Origin of the sequence: Pseudomonas sp. NFX71 (genome assembly GCF_048079215.1) — a bacterium.
GTDB classification, from domain to species: Bacteria; Pseudomonadota; Gammaproteobacteria; order Pseudomonadales; family Pseudomonadaceae; genus Aquipseudomonas; species Aquipseudomonas fluorescens_B.
This window is the reverse complement of the sequence record NZ_CP182230.1, coordinates 1,104,707-1,122,994: the sequence shown is the minus strand read 5'-3', so window position 1 is coordinate 1,122,994 and position 18,288 is coordinate 1,104,707. Positions and strand designations below refer to the sequence as shown.

Sequence of the window (18,288 nt, the reverse complement as noted above, 5' to 3'; positions counted from 1 at the left end):
CTTCCTGAGATAACCGGACAGGCCACGCTGGGGCTTAAATGCGCTATTTGCTGATGTTGCTGTTTTGCTTGCCCCTCATGGCGAGCGCAGTCGAATTCGATGAATTCACTCAAAGCCTGCCCTTGGGCCGAACCCTGCAAGTGTTCGAAGATGCCGATGGTCAGGCGACCATCGACGATATCCGTGCGCAAGCGGCGGCCGGACACTTCAAGCCCCACGATAAAGCCACCCTCAACGCCGGCTACTCGCGTTCGGTGTTCTGGCTGAAAATCGACTTGAATTACCGCCCGACCAACCCCGCGACCCAACGGACGTGGTTGCTGGAGCTGGCCTATCCTCCCCTCGATCACCTTGACCTGTACTTGCCCGATGCTGCCGGTGCCTATCGATTGGCCCGTCAGACCGGCGATGCCTTGCCGTTCGACAGTCGCGAAATTCGCCAGAACAACTATTTGTTCGATCTGAACTTCACCCCGGACCAACCGCAAACCCTGTACCTGCGCCTGCAGAGCGAAGGGTCGATCCAGGCGCCGGTCACGTTGTGGTCGAGCACGGCATTCCTTGAAGAACAGCCGGTGCGGCTCTACGTGCTGGGCCTGATTTACGGCGTGTTGCTGGGGATGCTGGTCTACAACCTGTTCATCTACCTCAGCGTGCGCGACACCAGCTACCTCTATTACATCTTCTACATTGCCTCGTTTGGGCTGTATCAACTGTCAGTGAACGGCGCGGCCGTGCAATATTTCTGGCCGAACAATCCCTGGTGGGCCAATGCGGCGACGCCGTTCTTCATTGGTTGTGCAGGGCTGTTCGGCAGCCAGTTCGCCCGCAGCTTCCTGCAGACGGCGACGCTCAACCGCTGGCTCGATCGCTTGCTGCTGGCGTTGATTGCATTCGGGGCGGTGGTCGTCGGGTTGTCGTTGATGACCAGTTACGCCCTGGCCTTGCGTCTGGCGACGACGCTGGCCCTGACGTTCACCGTGGTGATTTTCGCCGCGGGTTTTTTTGCCTGGTGGCGCGGCCTGCGGGTGGCGCGGTATTTCATCATCGCCTGGTCGGCGTTTTTGCTCGGCGGCATCATCAACACGCTGATGGTGTTGGGTTACCTGCCGAACGTGTTCCTGACCATGTATTCCAGCCAGATCGGCTCGGCCATCGAAGTGGCGCTGCTGTCCCTGGCCCTGGCCGACCGCATCAACGCCATGCGCGAGCAACAGGCGCAGACCTTGTTCGATGCCGGGCAAAAGCTCGAAGTGCTCAACCAGCAACTGGCGCACAGCAACAAGCTCAAGGATGAATTCCTCGCCACGCTGACCCACGAATTGCGCACGCCCATGAACGGTGTGATCGGTTCGCTGGAATTGATGCAAACCGTCGAGATGGACCCGGAACTGGAGCAATACCAGCAAACGGCCGCCGGTTCGGCGCGAGACATGATGCGCATGGTCAACGGCATCCTCACCCTGACCGAATTGCAGGCCGGCAAGCTCAAGGCCAATGCGTCCCCCTTCAGTTTGCGCAGTGTGGTCGATGCCTTGCGGGTGCAGTTCGAAGGCAATGCGTCAGGCAAGTCACTGGACTTCAAGGTTGACCTCGCGCCAGGCCTGCCGGACCGTCTGCACGGCGATAACATCAAGTTGGCGCAATGCCTGGAATGCCTGCTGGACAACGCCATCAAGTTCACTCGTGTGGGCGGCGTGGCGTTGCGGGTCACGGGTAAACCCGTAGGCCCCGACCGGGTGGCACTGTCCTTTGCAGTGATCGACACCGGTATCGGCTTCACCGATTTGGGCGAGGCGACGCTGTACCAGCGCTTTTTCCAGCTCGACAGCTCGATGACCCGGGAATACGGCGGTCTGGGCGTCGGCCTGGCGATCTGTCGGCAACTGGTCGACTTGCTTGGCGGGCATCTGACTCACCGCTCTGAGCCCGGTCGTGGCAGTCGCTTCCAGCTCGACGTCGAGTTTGAGTTGCCAGTGGTAGAGCGAGTCTCAACGCCCATGATGACGCGGGAGTTCCCGCGTCTGCGCCTGCCGCAGGACTGCACCGTGCTGCTGGTGGATGAAAACAGCATTAATCAGCTGGTGATGCGCGGCATGTTGCTCAAGCTCGGGTTCCGGGTGCGAACGGCCGACATTGGCGTGGCCGCGCTGGATCTCTTGCAGCGTGAAACCTTTGATGCCGTGCTGATCGATGGCCAATTGCCGTCGCTGGATGGCGCGTCACTGTGCTGCCAGATCCGTGCGCTGCCGGGCTGCGAGCAATTGCCGGTGTTCATGATTGCCTTGAGCGCTGATCGGGAACGCTGCCCAACGGGTGCCTTGATTGATCACCTGAGCAAGCCGGTGAAGTTCGAAGACTTGCAGGCTGCCCTTTATCGTCGGGTGCTCTGTCCAGAACAAGGCGAAAGCGCCGACAGTTAGGCGGATATGCCACTTTGTTCGGCCTCGGGGCAGTGATTAACTGAATCCCTTGGCTGACCAAAGGAGCCCCGTCATGAACCTGCATCAGTTCGCCGAAACCCACGAAGTCACCAACCAGCCACCGTCGCTGGACGGCACTAACCTGTATCGCATCGATTTGCCGTTGCAGGAGTGGTCGCGGCGTTTCGGGGCCGGTTGGGCCGAATCGCGGATCGACGCCTATGGCGCGCTGGCCGGCGGGCCGCTGATGGACGCGGGGTTTCTGGCCAACCAGAACAAGCCGGTGTTCAGCAGTCACGACCGTTATGGTCATCGCATCGACCTGGTGGAGTTTCACCCGGCGTATCACGAACTGATGCGCACGGCGATCGAACACGGGCTGACGTCGCTGCCCTGGGCGCATCCGCAGTCCGGCGCTCACGTTGCCCGCGCCGCCATGACCTACCTGCACAGCCAGGCCGAAGCCGGCAGCGGTTGCCCGCTGACCATGACGTTCGCCAGCGTCCCGGCGATGCGCCTGCAACCGGATCTGGCCGAGCAGTGGCTGCCTAAAATCCTCGCCACCGAATACGACCCGCGCAACGTCGGCATGGCGCACAAGGCCGGCGTCACCATCGGCATGGCCATGACCGAGAAGCAGGGCGGCACCGATGTGCGGGCCAACACCACCAAGGCGTATCCGGTCGGTGCCGGCGGTCCGGGGCAGGCCTATGAACTGGTGGGCCACAAGTGGTTCTGTTCCGCGCCGATGTGCGATGCGTTCCTGACCCTGGCGCAGACCGACAAGGGTTTGACCTGTTTCCTGCTGCCGCGCCATCGTCCGGACGACACGCGCAATCAGTTCTACATCCAGCGCCTGAAGAACAAACTCGGCAATTGCTCCAACGCGTCCAGTGAAGTCGAATTCCGCGGTGCACTGGCGTGGATGGTCGGTGAAGAAGGGCGCGGCGTTCCGACCATCATCGAAATGGTGGCCATGACCCGTTTCGATTGCATGGTCGGTTCCAGCTCGCTGATGCGCCAGGCGTTGACCCAGGCCAGTCATCACTGCGCTCATCGCAGGGTTGGCGGCAAGCGGCTCAGTGAACAACCGTTGATGCAGAACGTGCTCGCCGATCTCGCGCTGGAAAGTGAAGCGGCCCTGGCGTTGAGCCTGCGCATGGGCAAGGCGCTGGATCATCTGGACGATGAACATGAAGCGAAATTCGCCCGTCTGGTGACGGCGGTGGGCAAGTACTGGATCTGCAAACGCGCGCCCGCCATGATCAACGAAGCCGCCGAGTGCATGGGCGGCGCGGGTTATGTCGAAGACAGCATCCTGCCGCGTTTGTACCGTGAGGCACCGGTCAATTCGACGTGGGAAGGTTCCGGCAACGTGCAATGCCTGGACGTCCTGCGGGCGCTGTCGAAAGAACCGGGTGTGCTCGACGTGCTGTTCAGCGAGTTGGGCGATGGTCATGGCGACAAACGCCTGGCGGCGCACATCAGCCAATTGCAGGCCGCTTTCAAGGACACCAGCGACATTCAGTATCGTGCCCGCCAGCTCACCGAAGACATTGCCTTGGGGCTGCAGGCCAGGTTGTTGCTGGAGGCGGGCAACTCGGCGGTCAGCGATGCCTTTATCGCCAGTCGTCTGAATGGCGGCGGCCGAGTGTACGGTGCGTTGCCTCGGGGATTGGATGTGGAAGCGATCGTCGCCCGGTCAACCCCGCTTTTGTAAACACCATGGACTCAATGTGGGAGCATGGTGAACCTGGTGTCTGTGTATCAACACGCCACTGTTCCCGTGACGCGACGATGCAGGCAAGATGAAGACCTGCAAGTCAGAACACAGGATGCTGATCGTGACCGAAGCTTTTGTTGTCGTTCAAACCGCCGAGGAAGCCGTGGACCGGCTTGCTCACCTGCACAATCGTGCCACCACCGCGCTGAACCAGGCGCTCAAGCGTTATCTCAAGGATCGAGTTGAACCGGACGCCGAACAGCGTGCGATGTTTCGTTATCCTGAACTGCGTCTGACCTACCATTGCCAAGGCGAAGTCCCACAAACCACCCGTGCCTACGCCAAGGTGCAATTGCCGGGGACTTACAGCGTCACCGTCACCCATCCGGCGGCTTTCCGCAAATACCTGCTGGAGCAACTCGTACCGTTGATGCACGACTTCACCGTGACCGTGGAAGTCGGCATCAGCCAGCAGAACATTCCTTACCCCTACGTGGTCGAGCAGGGCGATGAGCTGGCCGGTTCCGGCGTGACCGCCGCCGTGCTGGCGCGGGTGTTCCCGAGCACCGACCTGTCTGCCGCCACCGATGGCATCGCTGACGGTCTGTACGATTGGGAAAACACCGATCCGCTGCCGCTGGCCCTGTTCGATGCGGCGCGGGTGGATTTCTCTCTGCGTCGCCTGGTGCATTACACCGGCAGCGACTGGCGCCATGTGCAACCGTGGATTCTACTGACCAACTACCACCGCTACGTTGACCAGTTCATCGTTCATGGCCTGGAGCAGTTGCGCAGCGACCCGCGTTTCGTGCGTATGGTGTTACCGGGCAACGTGATCATCGAAAAGAGCATGGACCACGGTGAAGCCTCGGCGATTGCGGCCGGTGTGGTTTGGCACCGCTATCAGATGCCGGCCTATCACCTGATCGCCAGTGACGGTCATGGTGTGACCCTGGTGAACATCGGCGTCGGCCCGTCCAACGCCAAGAACATCACCGACCATTTGGCGGTGCTGCGTCCGCATTGCTGGCTGATGATCGGTCATTGCGGTGGTTTGCGTCAGTCGCAGACCATTGGCGACTACGTGTTGGCTCACGCCTACATGCGCCGCGACGGGATTCTCGACCGGGTCGTGCCGCCGAACATTCCGATTCCTGCCCTGGCCGAAGTGCAGATGGCGTTGCAGCAAGCGGCCGCCAACATCACCGGCGAGAAGGGCGACGAGCTGAAAAAACGCCTGCGCACCGGCACCGTGCTGACCTACGACGACCGTAACTGGGAGTTGCGCTGGGCCCAGGAGCGTCCGCTGATCAACCTGTCCCGCGCCGTGGCGGTGGACATGGAAAGCGGCACCATCGCCGCCCAGGGTTATCGCTTGCGGGTGCCGTACGGCACGTTGCTCTGTGTCTCGGACAAACCGCTGCACAGCGAAATCAAGCTGCCGGGTTCGGCCAACGCCTTCTATGAGCGCGCGGTCAGCCAGCACTTGAAGATCGGTATCGAGGCGGTGGACCTGTTGCGCACCGAACTCAACTCGTTGCACTCGCGCAAGCTGCGCAGCTTCGACGAGCCGCCGTTCCGGTAACGGTTGTCATGGTCATTTGGCGGTCGGGGCACTAGCATTAGCAGCCCTGACCGTTAGATGTTCTCTTCGCCATGTCCCGTCCTCAACGTCCCGTTTCCCGCCGCCCTGGCGTGAAGCCTGCGCCATCCTCATCAGCCCCGCGCCGTGTCGCCAAAGCGCCACCGGCCGAGCCGAAGCTGATCCTGTTCAACAAACCCTTCGATGTGCTGACGCAATTCAGCGACGGCGAAGGGCGGGCGACGCTCAAGGACTACATCGAGATCCCCGGGATCTACCCGGCGGGACGCCTGGACCGTGACAGTGAAGGCTTGCTGTTGCTGACCAACGACGGCCAGCTTCAGGCGCGGATTGCCGATCCCAAACACAAACTGGCCAAGACCTATTGGGTGCAAGTGGAGGGCGAGCCGAGCGCTGAGCAGTTGCAGCGTTTGCGCGAGGGTGTCGAACTGAATGACGGCATGACCTTGCCCGCCGAAGCGCGGCAACTGGATGAGCCAGAGCTGTGGCCACGCAACCCGCCGGTGCGCTTTCGCAAAAGCGTGCCGACCAGCTGGCTGGAACTGGTGATTCGCGAGGGGCGTAACCGTCAGGTCCGGCGCATGACCGCGGCGGTCGGCTTGCCGACGTTGCGCCTGGTGCGGGTCAGGATCGGGGACTGGTCGATCGAAGGGCTCGATCAGGGCCAGTGGAAAGAAGTGCCGGCGCGCTTATAACGTCCCGGATTCGATCAGGCCGATTACCACGCTTTTGATCACGAACGCGGCCACGCCCAGGCCGAGTACGAAGAACAGGATGAACGAGCCAAAGCGCCCGGCCTTGGATTTTTTCGCCAGATCCCAGACGATGAAACCCATGAAAATGATCAGAATGCTGACCAGTCCGGTCATCATCCACTCTTCGAATACGGCAGGATCCATCAGGCAACTCCAGCGCGGGCGGGGCTAAAAGGCGCTGGAGTATACGGCATGGGAGAGTAGTGGAGGTGTGGGCTGCGGCGGTGTGTCGCACTTGTGGCGAGGGAGCAAGCTCCCTCGCCACAATTAGCTGCGCAGATGAGTCAGCGGCAGTTCAGTGCTGTTCAACACCTGATTCAACACGAAACTCGAGCGCACACTCGTCACCCCTTCAATCCGGGTCAGATGCCCCAACAGCAATTTCTGGTAGTGGTCCATGTCCGGCACCACCACCTTGAGCTGATAGTCCGCATCCATGCCCGTGACCAGGCTGCATTCCAGCACTTGCGGCAACGTGCGAATGGCCGCTTCAAAGTTCTCGAACCGCTCCGGTGTGTGTCGGTCCATGCCGATCAGCACATAGGCGGTCAGGCTCAAGCCGAGCATCTTGCGGTCCAGCAACGCCACCTGGCGGGTGATGTAACCGTCGTCCTCCAGTTGCTTGACCCGGCGCGAACACGGTGAAGGCGACAGGCCGATGCGTTCGGCCAGCTCCTGGTTGGAGATGCGCGCGTCGCGCTGCAATTCCGCCAAAATGCTCAGGTCGTATCGGTCGAGTTTGCTCATCAATCAGGCCTTTGTCATATCAATTGCGGCAGATTATCTATCCAGGGTTAAAAATTGCGCAAGTCATGTTTATTTGAGCAATCTTCGCAATCATCTGTCGCCGCTGCAGGCCTATTCTTATCACCAGAATCACTGCTCGGACAAACAGTCCACAGCGGCTCGCCCAATCAGGCCTGCCGCGGCCGCCACCCCCACCGGGGATGTGCCGGCCCCCGAGCTGCACACTGTCCAGAAGACGGCGTGAGGTGAGCCGACGTCATAAGCGTCGAGCACGGACGAAGTTCTCAAAGGGAGGCCGACGGGTCTCCCTTTTCTTTTGCGTGCAATTTATCGCCGGCTTCCCTCAATAAATAAGTTTCGCGACTGATAACCTGTTGCAGAACCGGCCTGTGCTTTCCCAGTCTTACGTACAGGCCCTAACCCGCAGTGAGGAAAAGCATGAAGTCGCGCATCTGGCGTTTGGCCGGTGTTGGTTTGCTATGTGTCAGTGTCACTGCGCAATCGCTGGCCGATGAGCCGCAGAACCGTGGTCCCGACAACGGGCAACGCGGCGACGGCCATCAGGGCAACAATCAGGGGCATGGCGGCAACAATCAACCACGCCCGCAGAACAACGAGATCATTCGCGGCGACAACAGTCGCCAGTTCGAGCAAAACGGGCAGCCGCGCAATGGCAGCCAGTGGCAAAACAATCAGCCTCGAGACAATCAGCCTCGCGACTTCAACAACCCGGTTCGGCCACCGCCGCCGCCACCCCAATTGCCGGCCAACGACCTGCCGATCCAGGGGCGGCCCGATACCGTGCGCCAGACCCAGCCGCCACAGCGTGGTTACTACAATGACGTGCCGCGGCGTAACGACAACAACCCGCACTGGCAGAACAACGGCCCGCGTCCCGATGATCATCGCTGGGCCGGTCGCCCGGACGGGCACGGTAATGGTTGGGGGCCAGGGCCGCAGTATCGTCCCGGTCATGTGATCGACCGCTTCCCCGACCGCGACTACCGCGTGCCCTATCGGGGCCAGGATTATTTCTACTCCGGCGGCTACTGGTACCGGCCGCTGGGCCCGCGTTATGTGGTGGTGCAGCCGCCACGCGGGATTCGCGTCGGCTACCTGCCGGATTACGCCCGCGAAGTGTGGATTGGTGGTGCGCTGTTGTTTCTCGCGGCCGGGTCGTATTACGCCTACCAGGAAACGACTCAGGATTACGTGGTGGTCGAGCCGCCCGTGCAACCGCAGCCGCAACCGGTCAGCAATGGTTATGACGTGGTGGCCTATCCGGCCAACGGCCAGTCGCCGGAGCAGGTCAATCAGGACGGGTACGAGTGCTATCAATATGCGGTGCAGCAGAGCGGTTTCGATCCGCGCGCGGCCACTTATCAACCGGACCCGTCGGTGGTGCAAGTCTACCGTCAGGCCCAGGGTAACTGCCTGAGCAGCCGCGGGTATCAGGTGAGTTTCTGATTCTCCCCGGCGACGTTCACCACTTCCTGCGGGTCGGCGTGCACCAGTACTTCGGCTCGCGGGTAAGCGGCATGAATCGCATCCGCCGCCTGATCGCTGATGCCGTGGGCGACTGACAGGGTCAGCTCCCCCGGCAATTCCAAATGCAATTGCACGAACCACTGGTTGCCGGAAACCCGTGTGCGCAGGTCATGCGCACCCAATACGCCCGGAACGCTACAGGCCAGTTCGAGCATGTGCTGGCTGACATCCTGCGGCAGCTCCTCATCCATCAACACCGTAAAACTTTCCCGGGCGATCTGAATGGCGCTCCAGAGGATGTAAGCGGCAATCCCCAATCCAAACCACGCATCCACCTGATGCCAGCCATACCCGGCCAGCACTAGCGCGACCAGAATACTGCCATTGAGCAGCAGGTCCGAACGGTAATGCAGGGAGTCGGCGCGCACGGCGTTGGAACCGGTGGCCTTGACCACCCGATGCTGCAACATCAGCAACGCCAGCGTCAGCGCCAGAGAGAACACAATCACGCCGATGCTGATCCACGGCGCACCCACCGGTTCCGGATGCTTGAGCCGGTCAAAAGCCTGCAACGCGATCAACACCGCACTGCCGCCAATGAACAACGCCTGCGCCATGCCCGCCAGTGACTCGGCCTTGCCATGCCCGTAACGGTGATCGTCGTCGGCAGGGCGCAAGGCGTAATGCACCGCCAGCAGGTTGAGCAGCGAGGTAACGCCGTCGAGGACGGAGTCGGTCAGCCCGGCGAGCATGCTGACCGAACCGCTCAGCCACCAGGCGATGCCTTTGGCGACGATCAACGTGCACGCCACCGCCACCGAGGCACGGGTCGCCAGCCGCAACAGGCGGGCGTGTTCGGAGCTGGAAATCATAGGTACGGCTATTCCTTCATGTGTACCGATTACGCGGCAGGTTGCAGGCCGAGCAGGGCCAGTTGCTGGGTGCTGCCCTTGTGCTGGATCAGGCGTGGGTCATCCAGCGGGAAGCTGCGGCCTAGCTCGGTTTCCAGAATAGTCTGCAACTTGTGGGTGTCGACCTTGCCGTCGGCGCCGATGGCTTCCTTGAGTTTTTCCGGCGCCACCTGCGCGGTTTCGCCCGGTGCGTAGTAGATCGCGCCGGTGGCGAAGTCGACCGCAAACGCGATCAGGCCGGGAATGATGTAGAACAGCAGGCCCACGGCATCCAGCGCGGCGATGGCCGGGTCGATCTTGCCGTCGATCTGCCCGCGACGATCAGGGTAGAAAATCGATCCGCAAGCCGTTACCTGGGTCAGCAGGGTTGCAACCAATACACCGCCAATCAAGCGAAAGGGAACACGCATAGGAAATCTCCTGAGTAGTCTTGAAACGAAAGGGCGTCTCTATGAATTAGGACCCTGATAAACGCCGAGCAGTTCGCCGTTATACTCGCGCCTCTGTTTGGGAGCCAGCATGATTTCTTTGCCGATTGATGAAGTTTTACCCGCCCTGCGTGAAGCCTTGGCTACACGCCACGAAGCCGTGCTCGAAGCACCGCCCGGCGCCGGTAAAACCACCCGCGTGCCTTTGGCCCTGCTCAACGAGCCATGGCTGGCCGGGCAGACCATTCTGATGCTCGAACCGCGCCGGTTGGCCGCGCGTGCGGCAGCGGAGCGTCTGGCCAGTGAGCTGGGCGAAAAGGTCGGGGAAACCGTCGGCTATCGCATTCGGCTGGACAGCAAAGTCGGCCCCAACACCCGTATCGAAGTGGTCACCGAAGGCATCCTCACCCGCCGCTTGCAGGATGACCCGGCACTGGAAGGCGTGGGTCTGCTGATCTTCGACGAATTCCATGAACGCAGTCTCGACGCCGATCTGGCGCTGGCCCTGAGCCTGAATGGCCGGGAACTGTTCCGCGACGATCAGCCGCTGAAAATCCTGTTGATGTCGGCAACGCTGGAAGGCGAACGCCTGGCCGGGCTGCTCGACGACGCGCCGATCCTGCGCAGCGAAGGCCGCATGTACCCGGTGGCGATGCGCTGGGGCCGGCCGTTCCAGCCCGGTGAATTCATCGCGCCGCGTCTGGTGCAGACGATTCTCGAAGCCCTGAACGACGAAACCGGCAGCCTCCTGGTGTTCCTGCCGGGGCAAGCGGAAATCCGCCGGGTGCATCAACAACTGGCCGATGCGCTGGGCGAGAGTACGCAGGTGTTGCTCTGCCCGTTGCACGGTGAACTGGACCTCGCCGCGCAACGCGCCGCGATCGAGCCGGCGCCGGCAGGCAAGCGCAAAGTGGTGCTGGCGACCAACATCGCCGAGACCAGCCTGACCATCGACGGCGTGCGCGTGGTGATCGATGCCGGGTTGGCGCGGGTGCCGCGTTTCGATCCCGGCAGCGGCATGACCCGCCTCGACACGCAACGCATCTCCCGCGCCAGCGCAACCCAGCGCGCCGGTCGGGCAGGGCGGCTGGAGCCGGGCGTGTGTTATCGCTTGTGGTCGCAGGATCAGCACGAGCAACTGGCGGCGTACGCCAGTGCGGAGATTTTATCGGCGGACCTCGCCGGGTTGGCGTTGCAACTGGGTCGCTGGGGCGTGTCGCCGGGGCAGTTGGTGTGGCTCGACGTGCCACCGGCAGCGGCGTATGCCCAGGCGCAGGACTTGCTTGATCGACTGGGCGCACTGGACGGTGAAACGCTGACCCGTCACGGTCAGGCCATGGCCGAACTGCCGGCGCATCCGCGCATCGCCCATTTGTTGCTGCGTGGTCAGGCGCTCGGCCTGGCGGACATGGCAAGCGATGTCGCGGCACTGCTCGGCGAGCGCGATATCCTGCGCGGTGCCGGCGCCGATTTGCACAGCCGATTGGTGCTGCTGTCCGGCGAAGAACGTGCCGCGCGCGGTGCTCAGGGCGGCGTGCAACGGGCCCGGCAACTGGCGCGTCAGTATCGCGGTTACCTGCGCGGCAAACCGTCGGAGCCGGTCGGCGATCCGGATCATCCGCGTTGGCTCGGTGCACTGTTGGCGCTGGCCTATCCCGATCGTGTGGCGCAGCAACGTCGAGCGGGCGGCGCGGAATATCGCCTGGCCAACGGTCGCGCCGCGTTGTTCGCCGAAGCCGACAGTTTGATGAAACAACCCTGGCTGGTGATCGCCGACCTGGGCAGTCGTCAGGGCCAGCGGGAAGAGCGAATTTATCTGGCGGCGGATTTCGATCCGGCGCTGTTCGATTCGGTGTTGGCCGAGCAAGTTCGGGTGGTCGATCAGCTGGATTGGGACGAGCGCGAGGGCGTATTGCGCGCCGAGCGTCAGCGCAAGGTCGGGGAGTTGATCCTCAGCCGTGAACCGTTGACCGGGCTCGATGAAACCGCGCGCAGTCAGGCGCTGGTGAATCTGGTGCGACGCAAGGGGCTGGAGCTGTTGCCGTGGACGCCGGAATTGCGTCAGTGGCAGGCGCGAGTGGCGTTGTTGCGGCAGTTGGATCTGGGCAGCAAGAATGAAAGTGAGTGGCCGGATGTCAGTGATGCTGCGCTGCTCAAAAGCCTCGAGCACTGGTTGATGCCGTATCTGGGGAAAGTCTCGCGGCTCAGTCATTTTGCCAATCTGGACTTGTCGAACATCGTTCATAACCTGCTGCCGTGGCCCTTGCCGCAGCGGCTGGATGAGCTGGCGCCGCATCATTTGAGCGTGCCGTCGGGGTCGTCGATTCGCCTGGATTACAGCGAGCAGCCGCCGATTCTGGCGGTGCGGTTGCAGGAGTTGTTCGGCTTGGCCGAAACACCGCGCATCGCCGGTGGGCGCCAGGTGGTGAAGTTGCATCTGCTGTCCCCGGCGCGGCGGCCGGTGCAGGTGACGCAGGATCTGGCGAACTTCTGGCGCAGTACCTATGCCGAGGTGAAGAAGGATTTGAAGGGGCGGTATCCGAAGCATTACTGGCCGGATGATCCGCTGGTGGCCGAAGCGACCGCGCGGATCAAGCCGCGCAAATAATCCCTGAAACTGAACACAAGGCCTGTGGCGAGGGAGCTTGCTTGTGGCGAGGGAGCTTGCTCCCGTCGGGTCGCGTAGCGGCCCCATAACGGTTTATCAGACTGCAATGGTTTTACGCCTGCTGCGCAGTCGAACTGGAGCAAGCTCCCTCGCCACAGGGAGGTCCTCTGACTCAGGTTCTTGTCGCAGCCTTCGCCGTCAATTGCTCCCGGCAGTAATCCGCAAACAACTGCGCCGGTTTGGTCAGTTGCCCGCGCTTCAGCCACGCCGCCACCAGCCCCGAGCCGGTGACGTCTTCGACGATGTCTACGCACACCACTTTCTGCCCGTCGTAGGTGCATTCCGAATGCGGGCGGGTGACCAGGATCGAGAAGCCGAACCCTTGCCCGACCATGCCCCGGACCATCTCGATCGACGGTGAGCTGAAGGCAATGTTTGGCGTAAGGCCAAGCTCTTCGAACAGGCTGACGAAGTAGGTCCGGCTCGGTTGCACGTCCAGCAGAATCATCGGCTCCAGGCACAGGTCGCGCAGTGATACTTGCTTGAGCTGCGCAAAGCGATGATCCGCCGGCAGCAGTGCATAAGGCCGCTGCGCCGGCATCAGCGGTTCGGTTTCGATGGTGGCGTCGAGGTCGTGTTCATAGAGGATCGCCAGGTCGAAGGTGCCCGACGTCAGCCCTTGCACCAGCTCTTGCTGCTCGCCGTCGCGGATGCGGATTTTCACCCCCGGATACAGCGCCGAGAACCCGGCAATCAATTGCGGCAGGTACAGCGGCGCGGCGGTTTCGAAGCAGCCAATGTCGATTTGCCCGGCCACCACGTCGTTGTCGGCCAGGGCGTTCTGTTCGAACTCCTTGGCCATGCGCAACAGTTCCTGGGCCTTGCGGTAGAAGCGTGCACCGCTGGGGGTCAGGGACACGCCTTGCGCATGGTGACGGATCAGCAGTTGTACGCCGAAGCTGTCTTCCAGGCCTTTGATCGCCGTGGAGATCGCTGGCTGAGCGATGTACAGCTTGCGCGACGCCTCGGCGACGCTGCCGCATTCGACGGTGGTGATGAAGTACTTCAATTGACGCAGGTTGTAGGCAGCCACGGCAAACCTCGGGGCGGATGGACTCGACATCCAGGCAATTTTTGCGCCGACTGCGTCCGTTCTGACGACGGTGTTGTTGTGCCTGAACAATAACCACATACCGCGCAACCGTGGAGATGGGCTGCCCAGTTTTTTCATGGTCTGCGAAGACATTTTTACTATTTTTCCTCGACACGGGCCTGGGCCACCATCCAGACACAAGAAAAGCCCTTGGAGCATCTGAACGTGTTCGAGCTTACCTACTGGCAAAACAAAGCCGCTGCGCTGACGTTTCCCGACCAGGCCCTGATCGATGGTCAACCCCGCTCGGCGCAGTCGGGCCAGACCTTCGCCGCGATCAATCCAGCCACCGGCCAGCGTCTGGCCAGCGTGACCGCGTGCGGCGCTGAAGACGTCGACGTCGCGGTCAGAAATGCGCGGCAGGTGTTCGAGGCCGGCACCTGGGCGGCGCGTTCGCCGGCAGAGCGCAAACACGTGCTGCTGCGCCTGGCTGATCTGATCATGACCCACCGCGAAGAACTGGCGCTGCTCGATTCGCTGAACATGGGCAAACCGGTGATGGACACCTACAACATCGACGTGCCGGGCGCCGCCGGAGTGTTTCGCTGGTACGCCGAAAGCCTCGACAAGCTCTACGACCAGATCGCCCCGAGCGCACAGAACGTGTTGGCAACCATCACCCGCGAAGCACTGGGCGTGGTCGCCGCCGTGGTGCCGTGGAACTTCCCGCTGGACATGGCCGCGTGGAAACTCGCGCCAGCGCTGGCGGCAGGCAATTCGGTGATCCTCAAGCCCGCCGAGCAGTCGCCGTTTTCCGCCCTGCGTCTGGCTCAGCTGGCGCTGGAAGCCGGGCTACCGGCGGGCGTGTTGAACGTGCTGCCGGGCCTCGGCGAACAAACCGGCAAAGCCCTCGGTTTACACCCGGACGTTGATTGTCTGGTGTTCACCGGCTCCACCGAAGTCGGCAAATATTTCATGCAGTATTCCGCGCAATCGAACCTGAAGCAGGTGTGGCTGGAATGCGGCGGCAAGAGCGCCAACCTGGTCTTCGCCGATTGTCAGGACCTGGATCTGGCGGCCGAAAAAGCCGCGTTCGGCATCTTCTTCAATCAGGGCGAAGTGTGTTCGGCCAACTCGCGGTTGCTGGTGCAGCGTTCGATTCATGACGAGTTCGTCGAGCGTCTCAAGGCGCAGGCCGAACGCTGGTTGCCGGGCGATCCGCTGGACCCGTCGAGCAGCGCCGGGGCGATTGTCGACAGCCGTCAGACCGCGCGCATCATGAAGTTCATCGAGCAGGCCGAACGCCTGGGCGCGACCAAGGTGTGTGGCGGTCGGCAGTCGATTTTCAACGGTTCCGACAACTTCATTCAACCGACAATTTTTACCGGCGTGAGCCCGGACATGCCGCTGTTTCGCGACGAAGTGTTCGGCCCGGTGCTGGCGGTCACCGCCTTCGACGACGAGGCACACGCCTTGCAACTGGCCAACGACAGCGTCTACGGACTGGCCGCGTCGCTGTGGACCGACGACCTCAATCGCGCCCACCGCGTGGCGCGTCAATTGCGCGCGGGCACGGTGTCGGTGAACAGCGTCGATGCGCTCGACGTGACCGTGCCGTTCGGTGGCGGCAAGCAGTCCGGCTTCGGTCGCGACCTGTCGCTGCACTCATTCGACAAATACACCCAGTTGAAGACCACCTGGTTTCAGCTGCGCTCATAACAGCCGCTCACAACAAAACGGAGAACTGGCGATGACCACACCACGTGAAACCCGCGACTACCAGGCCGCCGACGCTGCGCACCACATTCACGCATTCGTCGACCAGAAAGCGCTCAACGACGAAGGGCCGCGGGTGATGGTCCGTGGCGAGCGCCTGCACCTGTGGGACAACGATGGTCGGCGTTACCTCGACGGCATGTCCGGGCTGTGGTGCACCAACCTCGGTTACGGGCGCAAGGACCTGGCGGCTGCGGCGACCCGACAGCTTGAACAGCTGCCGTACTACAACATGTTTTTCCACACCACCCACCCGCAAGTGATCGAGCTGTCGGAGCTGTTGTTCAGTTTGTTGCCGGGGCACTACAGCCACGCGATCTACACCAACTCCGGCTCCGAAGCCAACGAGGTGCTGATCCGCACCGTGCGGCGTTACTGGACGATCCTCGGCAAGCCCGAGAAGAAAGTCATGATCGGGCGCTGGAACGGTTACCACGGTTCGACGCTGGCGGCGACGGCACTCGGAGGCATGAAGTTCATGCACGAAATGGGCGGCATGCTGCCGGACATCGAGCACATCGACGAGCCGTATTTCTTCGCCCACGAAGGCAACCTGACCCCGGCTGAATTCGGCCTGCGGGCGGCGCAGCAACTGGAAGCGAAGATTCTCGAACTCGGCGCCGACAAGGTCGCCGGTTTCATCGCCGAACCGTTCCAGGGCGCAGGCGGGATGATCTTCCCGCCAGACAGTTACTGGCCGGAAATTCAGCGGATCTGCCGCAAGTACGACGTGCTGTTGTGCGCCGACGAAGTGATCGGTGGCTTCGGTCGCACCGGCGAATGGTTCGCCCACGAGCACTTCGGTTTCGAGCCGGACACGCTGTCGATCGCCAAGGGCCTGACCTCCGGCTACATCCCCATGGGCGGGCTGATTCTGTCGAAAAAAATGGCGCAGGTATTGGTAGAGCAGGGCGGGGTATTTGCCCACGGCCTGACCTATTCGGGGCACCCGGTGGCGGCAGCGGTGGCCATCGCCAACCTCAAGGCGTTGCGTGATGAGGGCGTGGTGACGCGGGTCAAAAATGACATCGGGCCGTACCTGCAACAGTGCTTGCGCGAGGTGTTCGGCAATCACCCGTTGGTGGGCGATATTCAGGGCGTCGGCATGGTGGCGGCGTTGCAGTTGGCTGAAGATAAAACCAGTCGCAAGCGCTTTGCCAACGAGAACGACATTGCCTGGCGCTGCCGCACGATTGGCTTTGAAGAAGGGGTGATCATTCGTTCGACGCTGGGGCGGATGATCATGGCGCCGGCGTTGATTGCCAGTCGTGAAGAGGTTGATGAACTGGTTGGCAAAACCTTGAAAGCGGTTGATCGTACGGCTCAGGAATACGGCCGGCTCTGATATCGCAGGAAGGTCCTTCGGACCTTATCGCGAGCAGGCTCGCTCCCACATTGGGACGGTGTCAACCTCGGTAGAGAGGACGACATGGAACCCCTGTGGGAGCGAGCCTGCTCGCGATAGCTTTCTCTCCCGCAACCTATCTCTAAGCTTTTGCACCCGTCCCGTGCACCCCCGCAAACAGCGCTCGTTTTCAGTGCGCACTACCCAGTTTTTTCATCACTCCCAACGACATATTTCCTGATTTTCCTTCTCCCGGCCTTGCGCCAACATCGACCTCGCCAGACAGCCGAACGCTGCCCACAAAAAGGTCCATCAGAGACCACCCGTGGCGGCTCTTCTCCAAACGCCGCTGGCCGTACTGCCCATGACAAAACTAAATCAACAGCTTTGGGAGTGCTCCATGATCAAGTCCTTGCTTACCCGCGTTGCCCATCCATTGGCGATCACCGCCATTGCCGCGACGGTCGCTACCAGCGTCCAGGCCGGCACCCTCTCTATCGGCCACACCACGTGGGTCGGTTACGGCACGCTCTACCTCGCCCAGGACCTGGGCTACTTCAAGGAAAACGGTCTGACCGTTGAATTGCCCGTCGTCGAAGAAGCCTCGATGTACATGGCCGCGCAAGCGTCGGGTGAATTGTCCGGCTCGGCGTCGACCATCGATGAGGTGCTCAAGTACCGCCCGCAATTCTGCTTCAAGGCTGTAGCTGCACTGGATGACAGCCATGGTGGCGACGGTGTTCTGGTGGGCAAGGACGTCAAGAGTCTGCAGGAGCTGAAAGGCAAGGCCGTGGCGGTCAACGAAGGTTCCACCTCGCAATTCTGGCTGTCGTACTTGCTGAAAAAACACGGCATGAGCATGAGCGACATCACCGTGCAGAACATGACGGCCGACGACGCCGCCACCGCGTTCATCGCCGGTCGCGTGCCGGCCGCCGTGACCTGGGAACCGCACCTGTCGATGGTGCGCAGCAAGCAACAGGGCAAGGTGCTGATCGACAGCAGCAGCACGCCGGGGGTGATCGTCGATGTGGTTGCGCTCAACTGCACCGTTATCGAGAAACAGCCGGAAGACGTCAAGGCCTTGGTCGCCGGTCTGTACAAAGCGGTGCAGTACACCAAGGATCATCCGAAGGAAGCCTACAAAATCATGGCCAAGGGCGTCGGTGGTTACCTCGCCGATCCGAAGGAACTGGAAGCTGCCGCGCAAGGCGTGCGCTTCTACGATCAGGCCATGAGCGAAAAACTCCTGGGCTCGCCGGGCAAGCCGGGCGACAGCGAACCGCTGATCAAACTGGCCAATGAAACCGCCAGTGAATTGCAGGGCAAACCCTACAACGTCAGCAATGACGACCTGATCGACAACCGCTTCGTCACCCCGCTGTAGG

Annotated in this window: 14 protein-coding genes; 9 read left to right on the top strand and 5 right to left on the bottom strand. The window is 61.8% G+C overall.

The genetic code is table 11. From position 1 onward, the window contains the following. The first annotated feature begins 38 nt into the window (after nucleotides 1–38). From ACM1ZW_RS05160 to ACM1ZW_RS05145, 4 genes are all read left to right on the top strand, one after another. On the top strand, nucleotides 39–2,423 hold the full coding sequence (locus ACM1ZW_RS05160) for a 7TM diverse intracellular signaling domain-containing protein (RefSeq protein WP_416740274.1): 2,385 nt from the start codon (nucleotides 39–41) through the stop codon (nucleotides 2,421–2,423). Nucleotides 2,424–2,496: 73 nt separating this feature from the next. Further along, nucleotides 2,497–4,143, top strand: a complete 1,647-nt coding sequence (locus ACM1ZW_RS05155) for an acyl-CoA dehydrogenase family protein (protein WP_017340975.1) — start codon at nucleotides 2,497–2,499, stop codon at nucleotides 4,141–4,143. An 88-nt stretch (nucleotides 4,144–4,231) separates the two neighbouring features. Beyond that, nucleotides 4,232–5,731 (top strand): AMP nucleosidase, encoded by a 1,500-nt coding sequence (gene amn / locus ACM1ZW_RS05150; RefSeq protein WP_193393003.1) that lies wholly within the window; start codon nucleotides 4,232–4,234, stop codon nucleotides 5,729–5,731. Nucleotides 5,732–5,802: 71 nt separating this feature from the next. Continuing rightward, nucleotides 5,803–6,444 (top strand): pseudouridine synthase, encoded by a 642-nt coding sequence (locus ACM1ZW_RS05145; protein WP_017340973.1) that lies wholly within the window; start codon nucleotides 5,803–5,805, stop codon nucleotides 6,442–6,444. On the opposite strand, the gene ACM1ZW_RS05140 is transcribed toward ACM1ZW_RS05145, so the two are convergent. Then, a complete protein-coding gene (locus tag ACM1ZW_RS05140) occupies nucleotides 6,439–6,648 on the bottom strand; it encodes a DUF2788 domain-containing protein (protein WP_007937369.1) in 210 nt (69 codons plus the stop codon). The two genes, ACM1ZW_RS05145 and ACM1ZW_RS05140, sit on opposite strands and share 6 nt — an antisense overlap. Nucleotides 6,649–6,771: 123 nt before the next feature. Continuing rightward, entirely contained in the window at nucleotides 6,772–7,251 is a 480-nt protein-coding gene (locus ACM1ZW_RS05135; RefSeq protein ID WP_007894448.1) for an Lrp/AsnC family transcriptional regulator, read from the bottom strand. 438 nt (nucleotides 7,252–7,689) lie between these two features. On the opposite strand from ACM1ZW_RS05135, the gene ACM1ZW_RS05130 reads away from it, so the two are divergent. After that, entirely contained in the window at nucleotides 7,690–8,718 is a 1,029-nt protein-coding gene (locus ACM1ZW_RS05130; protein WP_416740273.1) for a DUF6515 family protein, read from the top strand. On the opposite strand, the gene ACM1ZW_RS05125 is transcribed toward ACM1ZW_RS05130, so the two are convergent. Then, nucleotides 8,703–9,611, bottom strand: coding sequence for a cation diffusion facilitator family transporter (locus tag ACM1ZW_RS05125; RefSeq protein ID WP_017340971.1), 909 nt, complete (start codon nucleotides 9,609–9,611; stop codon nucleotides 8,703–8,705). The two genes, ACM1ZW_RS05130 and ACM1ZW_RS05125, sit on opposite strands and share 16 nt — an antisense overlap. 29 nt (nucleotides 9,612–9,640) lie before the next feature. Further along, the gene (locus ACM1ZW_RS05120) at nucleotides 9,641–10,060 is read right to left on the bottom strand and encodes a hypothetical protein (RefSeq protein ID WP_017340970.1); all 420 of its coding nucleotides are present in this window, start codon (nucleotides 10,058–10,060) and stop codon (nucleotides 9,641–9,643) included. Nucleotides 10,061–10,169: 109 nt separating this feature from the next. Between ACM1ZW_RS05120 and hrpB the strand changes: the two genes are divergently transcribed. After that, nucleotides 10,170–12,686 (top strand): ATP-dependent helicase HrpB, encoded by a 2,517-nt coding sequence (hrpB, locus tag ACM1ZW_RS05115; protein WP_416740272.1) that lies wholly within the window; start codon nucleotides 10,170–10,172, stop codon nucleotides 12,684–12,686. Nucleotides 12,687–12,858: 172 nt separating this feature from the next. Here the strand turns inward: hrpB and ACM1ZW_RS05110 are convergent, their stop codons facing one another. Beyond that, a complete protein-coding gene (locus ACM1ZW_RS05110; RefSeq protein ID WP_416740271.1) occupies nucleotides 12,859–13,779 on the bottom strand; it encodes a LysR substrate-binding domain-containing protein in 921 nt (306 codons plus the stop codon). Nucleotides 13,780–14,004: 225 nt separating this feature from the next. On the opposite strand from ACM1ZW_RS05110, the gene ACM1ZW_RS05105 reads away from it, so the two are divergent. From ACM1ZW_RS05105 to ACM1ZW_RS05095, 3 genes are all read left to right on the top strand, one after another. Beyond that, nucleotides 14,005–15,498 carry an aldehyde dehydrogenase gene (locus tag ACM1ZW_RS05105; RefSeq protein WP_416740270.1) on the top strand — a complete coding sequence of 498 codons (1,494 nt, stop codon included), beginning with the start codon at nucleotides 14,005–14,007 and terminating at the stop codon, nucleotides 15,496–15,498. Between the two features lie 31 nt (nucleotides 15,499–15,529). After that, on the top strand, nucleotides 15,530–16,900 hold the full coding sequence (locus ACM1ZW_RS05100) for an aspartate aminotransferase family protein (protein WP_017340923.1): 1,371 nt from the start codon (nucleotides 15,530–15,532) through the stop codon (nucleotides 16,898–16,900). Nucleotides 16,901–17,300: 400 nt separating this feature from the next. Beyond that, nucleotides 17,301–18,287 carry an ABC transporter substrate-binding protein gene (locus ACM1ZW_RS05095; protein ID WP_416740269.1) on the top strand — a complete coding sequence of 329 codons (987 nt, stop codon included), beginning with the start codon at nucleotides 17,301–17,303 and terminating at the stop codon, nucleotides 18,285–18,287. The last annotated feature ends 1 nt before the right edge of the window (nucleotide 18,288 follow it).

Bases quoted from the DNA above. Each gene is read 5' to 3' on its own strand.
- ACM1ZW_RS05160 (WP_416740274.1), top strand. From the start codon at position 39: ATGCGCTATTTGCTGATGTTGCTGTTTTGCTTGCCCCTCATGGCGAGC.
- ACM1ZW_RS05155 (WP_017340975.1), top strand. From the start codon at position 2,497: ATGAACCTGCATCAGTTCGCCGAAACCCACGAAGTCACCAACCAGCCA.
- amn (WP_193393003.1), top strand. From the start codon at position 4,232: ATGAAGACCTGCAAGTCAGAACACAGGATGCTGATCGTGACCGAAGCT.
- ACM1ZW_RS05145 (WP_017340973.1), top strand. From the start codon at position 5,803: ATGTCCCGTCCTCAACGTCCCGTTTCCCGCCGCCCTGGCGTGAAGCCT.
- ACM1ZW_RS05140 (WP_007937369.1), bottom strand. From the start codon at position 6,648: ATGGATCCTGCCGTATTCGAAGAGTGGATGATGACCGGACTGGTCAGC.
- ACM1ZW_RS05135 (WP_007894448.1), bottom strand. From the start codon at position 7,251: ATGAGCAAACTCGACCGATACGACCTGAGCATTTTGGCGGAATTGCAG.
- ACM1ZW_RS05130 (WP_416740273.1), top strand. From the start codon at position 7,690: ATGAAGTCGCGCATCTGGCGTTTGGCCGGTGTTGGTTTGCTATGTGTC.
- ACM1ZW_RS05125 (WP_017340971.1), bottom strand. From the start codon at position 9,611: ATGATTTCCAGCTCCGAACACGCCCGCCTGTTGCGGCTGGCGACCCGT.
- ACM1ZW_RS05120 (WP_017340970.1), bottom strand. From the start codon at position 10,060: ATGCGTGTTCCCTTTCGCTTGATTGGCGGTGTATTGGTTGCAACCCTG.
- hrpB (WP_416740272.1), top strand. From the start codon at position 10,170: ATGATTTCTTTGCCGATTGATGAAGTTTTACCCGCCCTGCGTGAAGCC.
- ACM1ZW_RS05100 (WP_017340923.1), top strand. From the start codon at position 15,530: ATGACCACACCACGTGAAACCCGCGACTACCAGGCCGCCGACGCTGCG.
- ACM1ZW_RS05095 (WP_416740269.1), top strand. From the start codon at position 17,301: ATGATCAAGTCCTTGCTTACCCGCGTTGCCCATCCATTGGCGATCACC.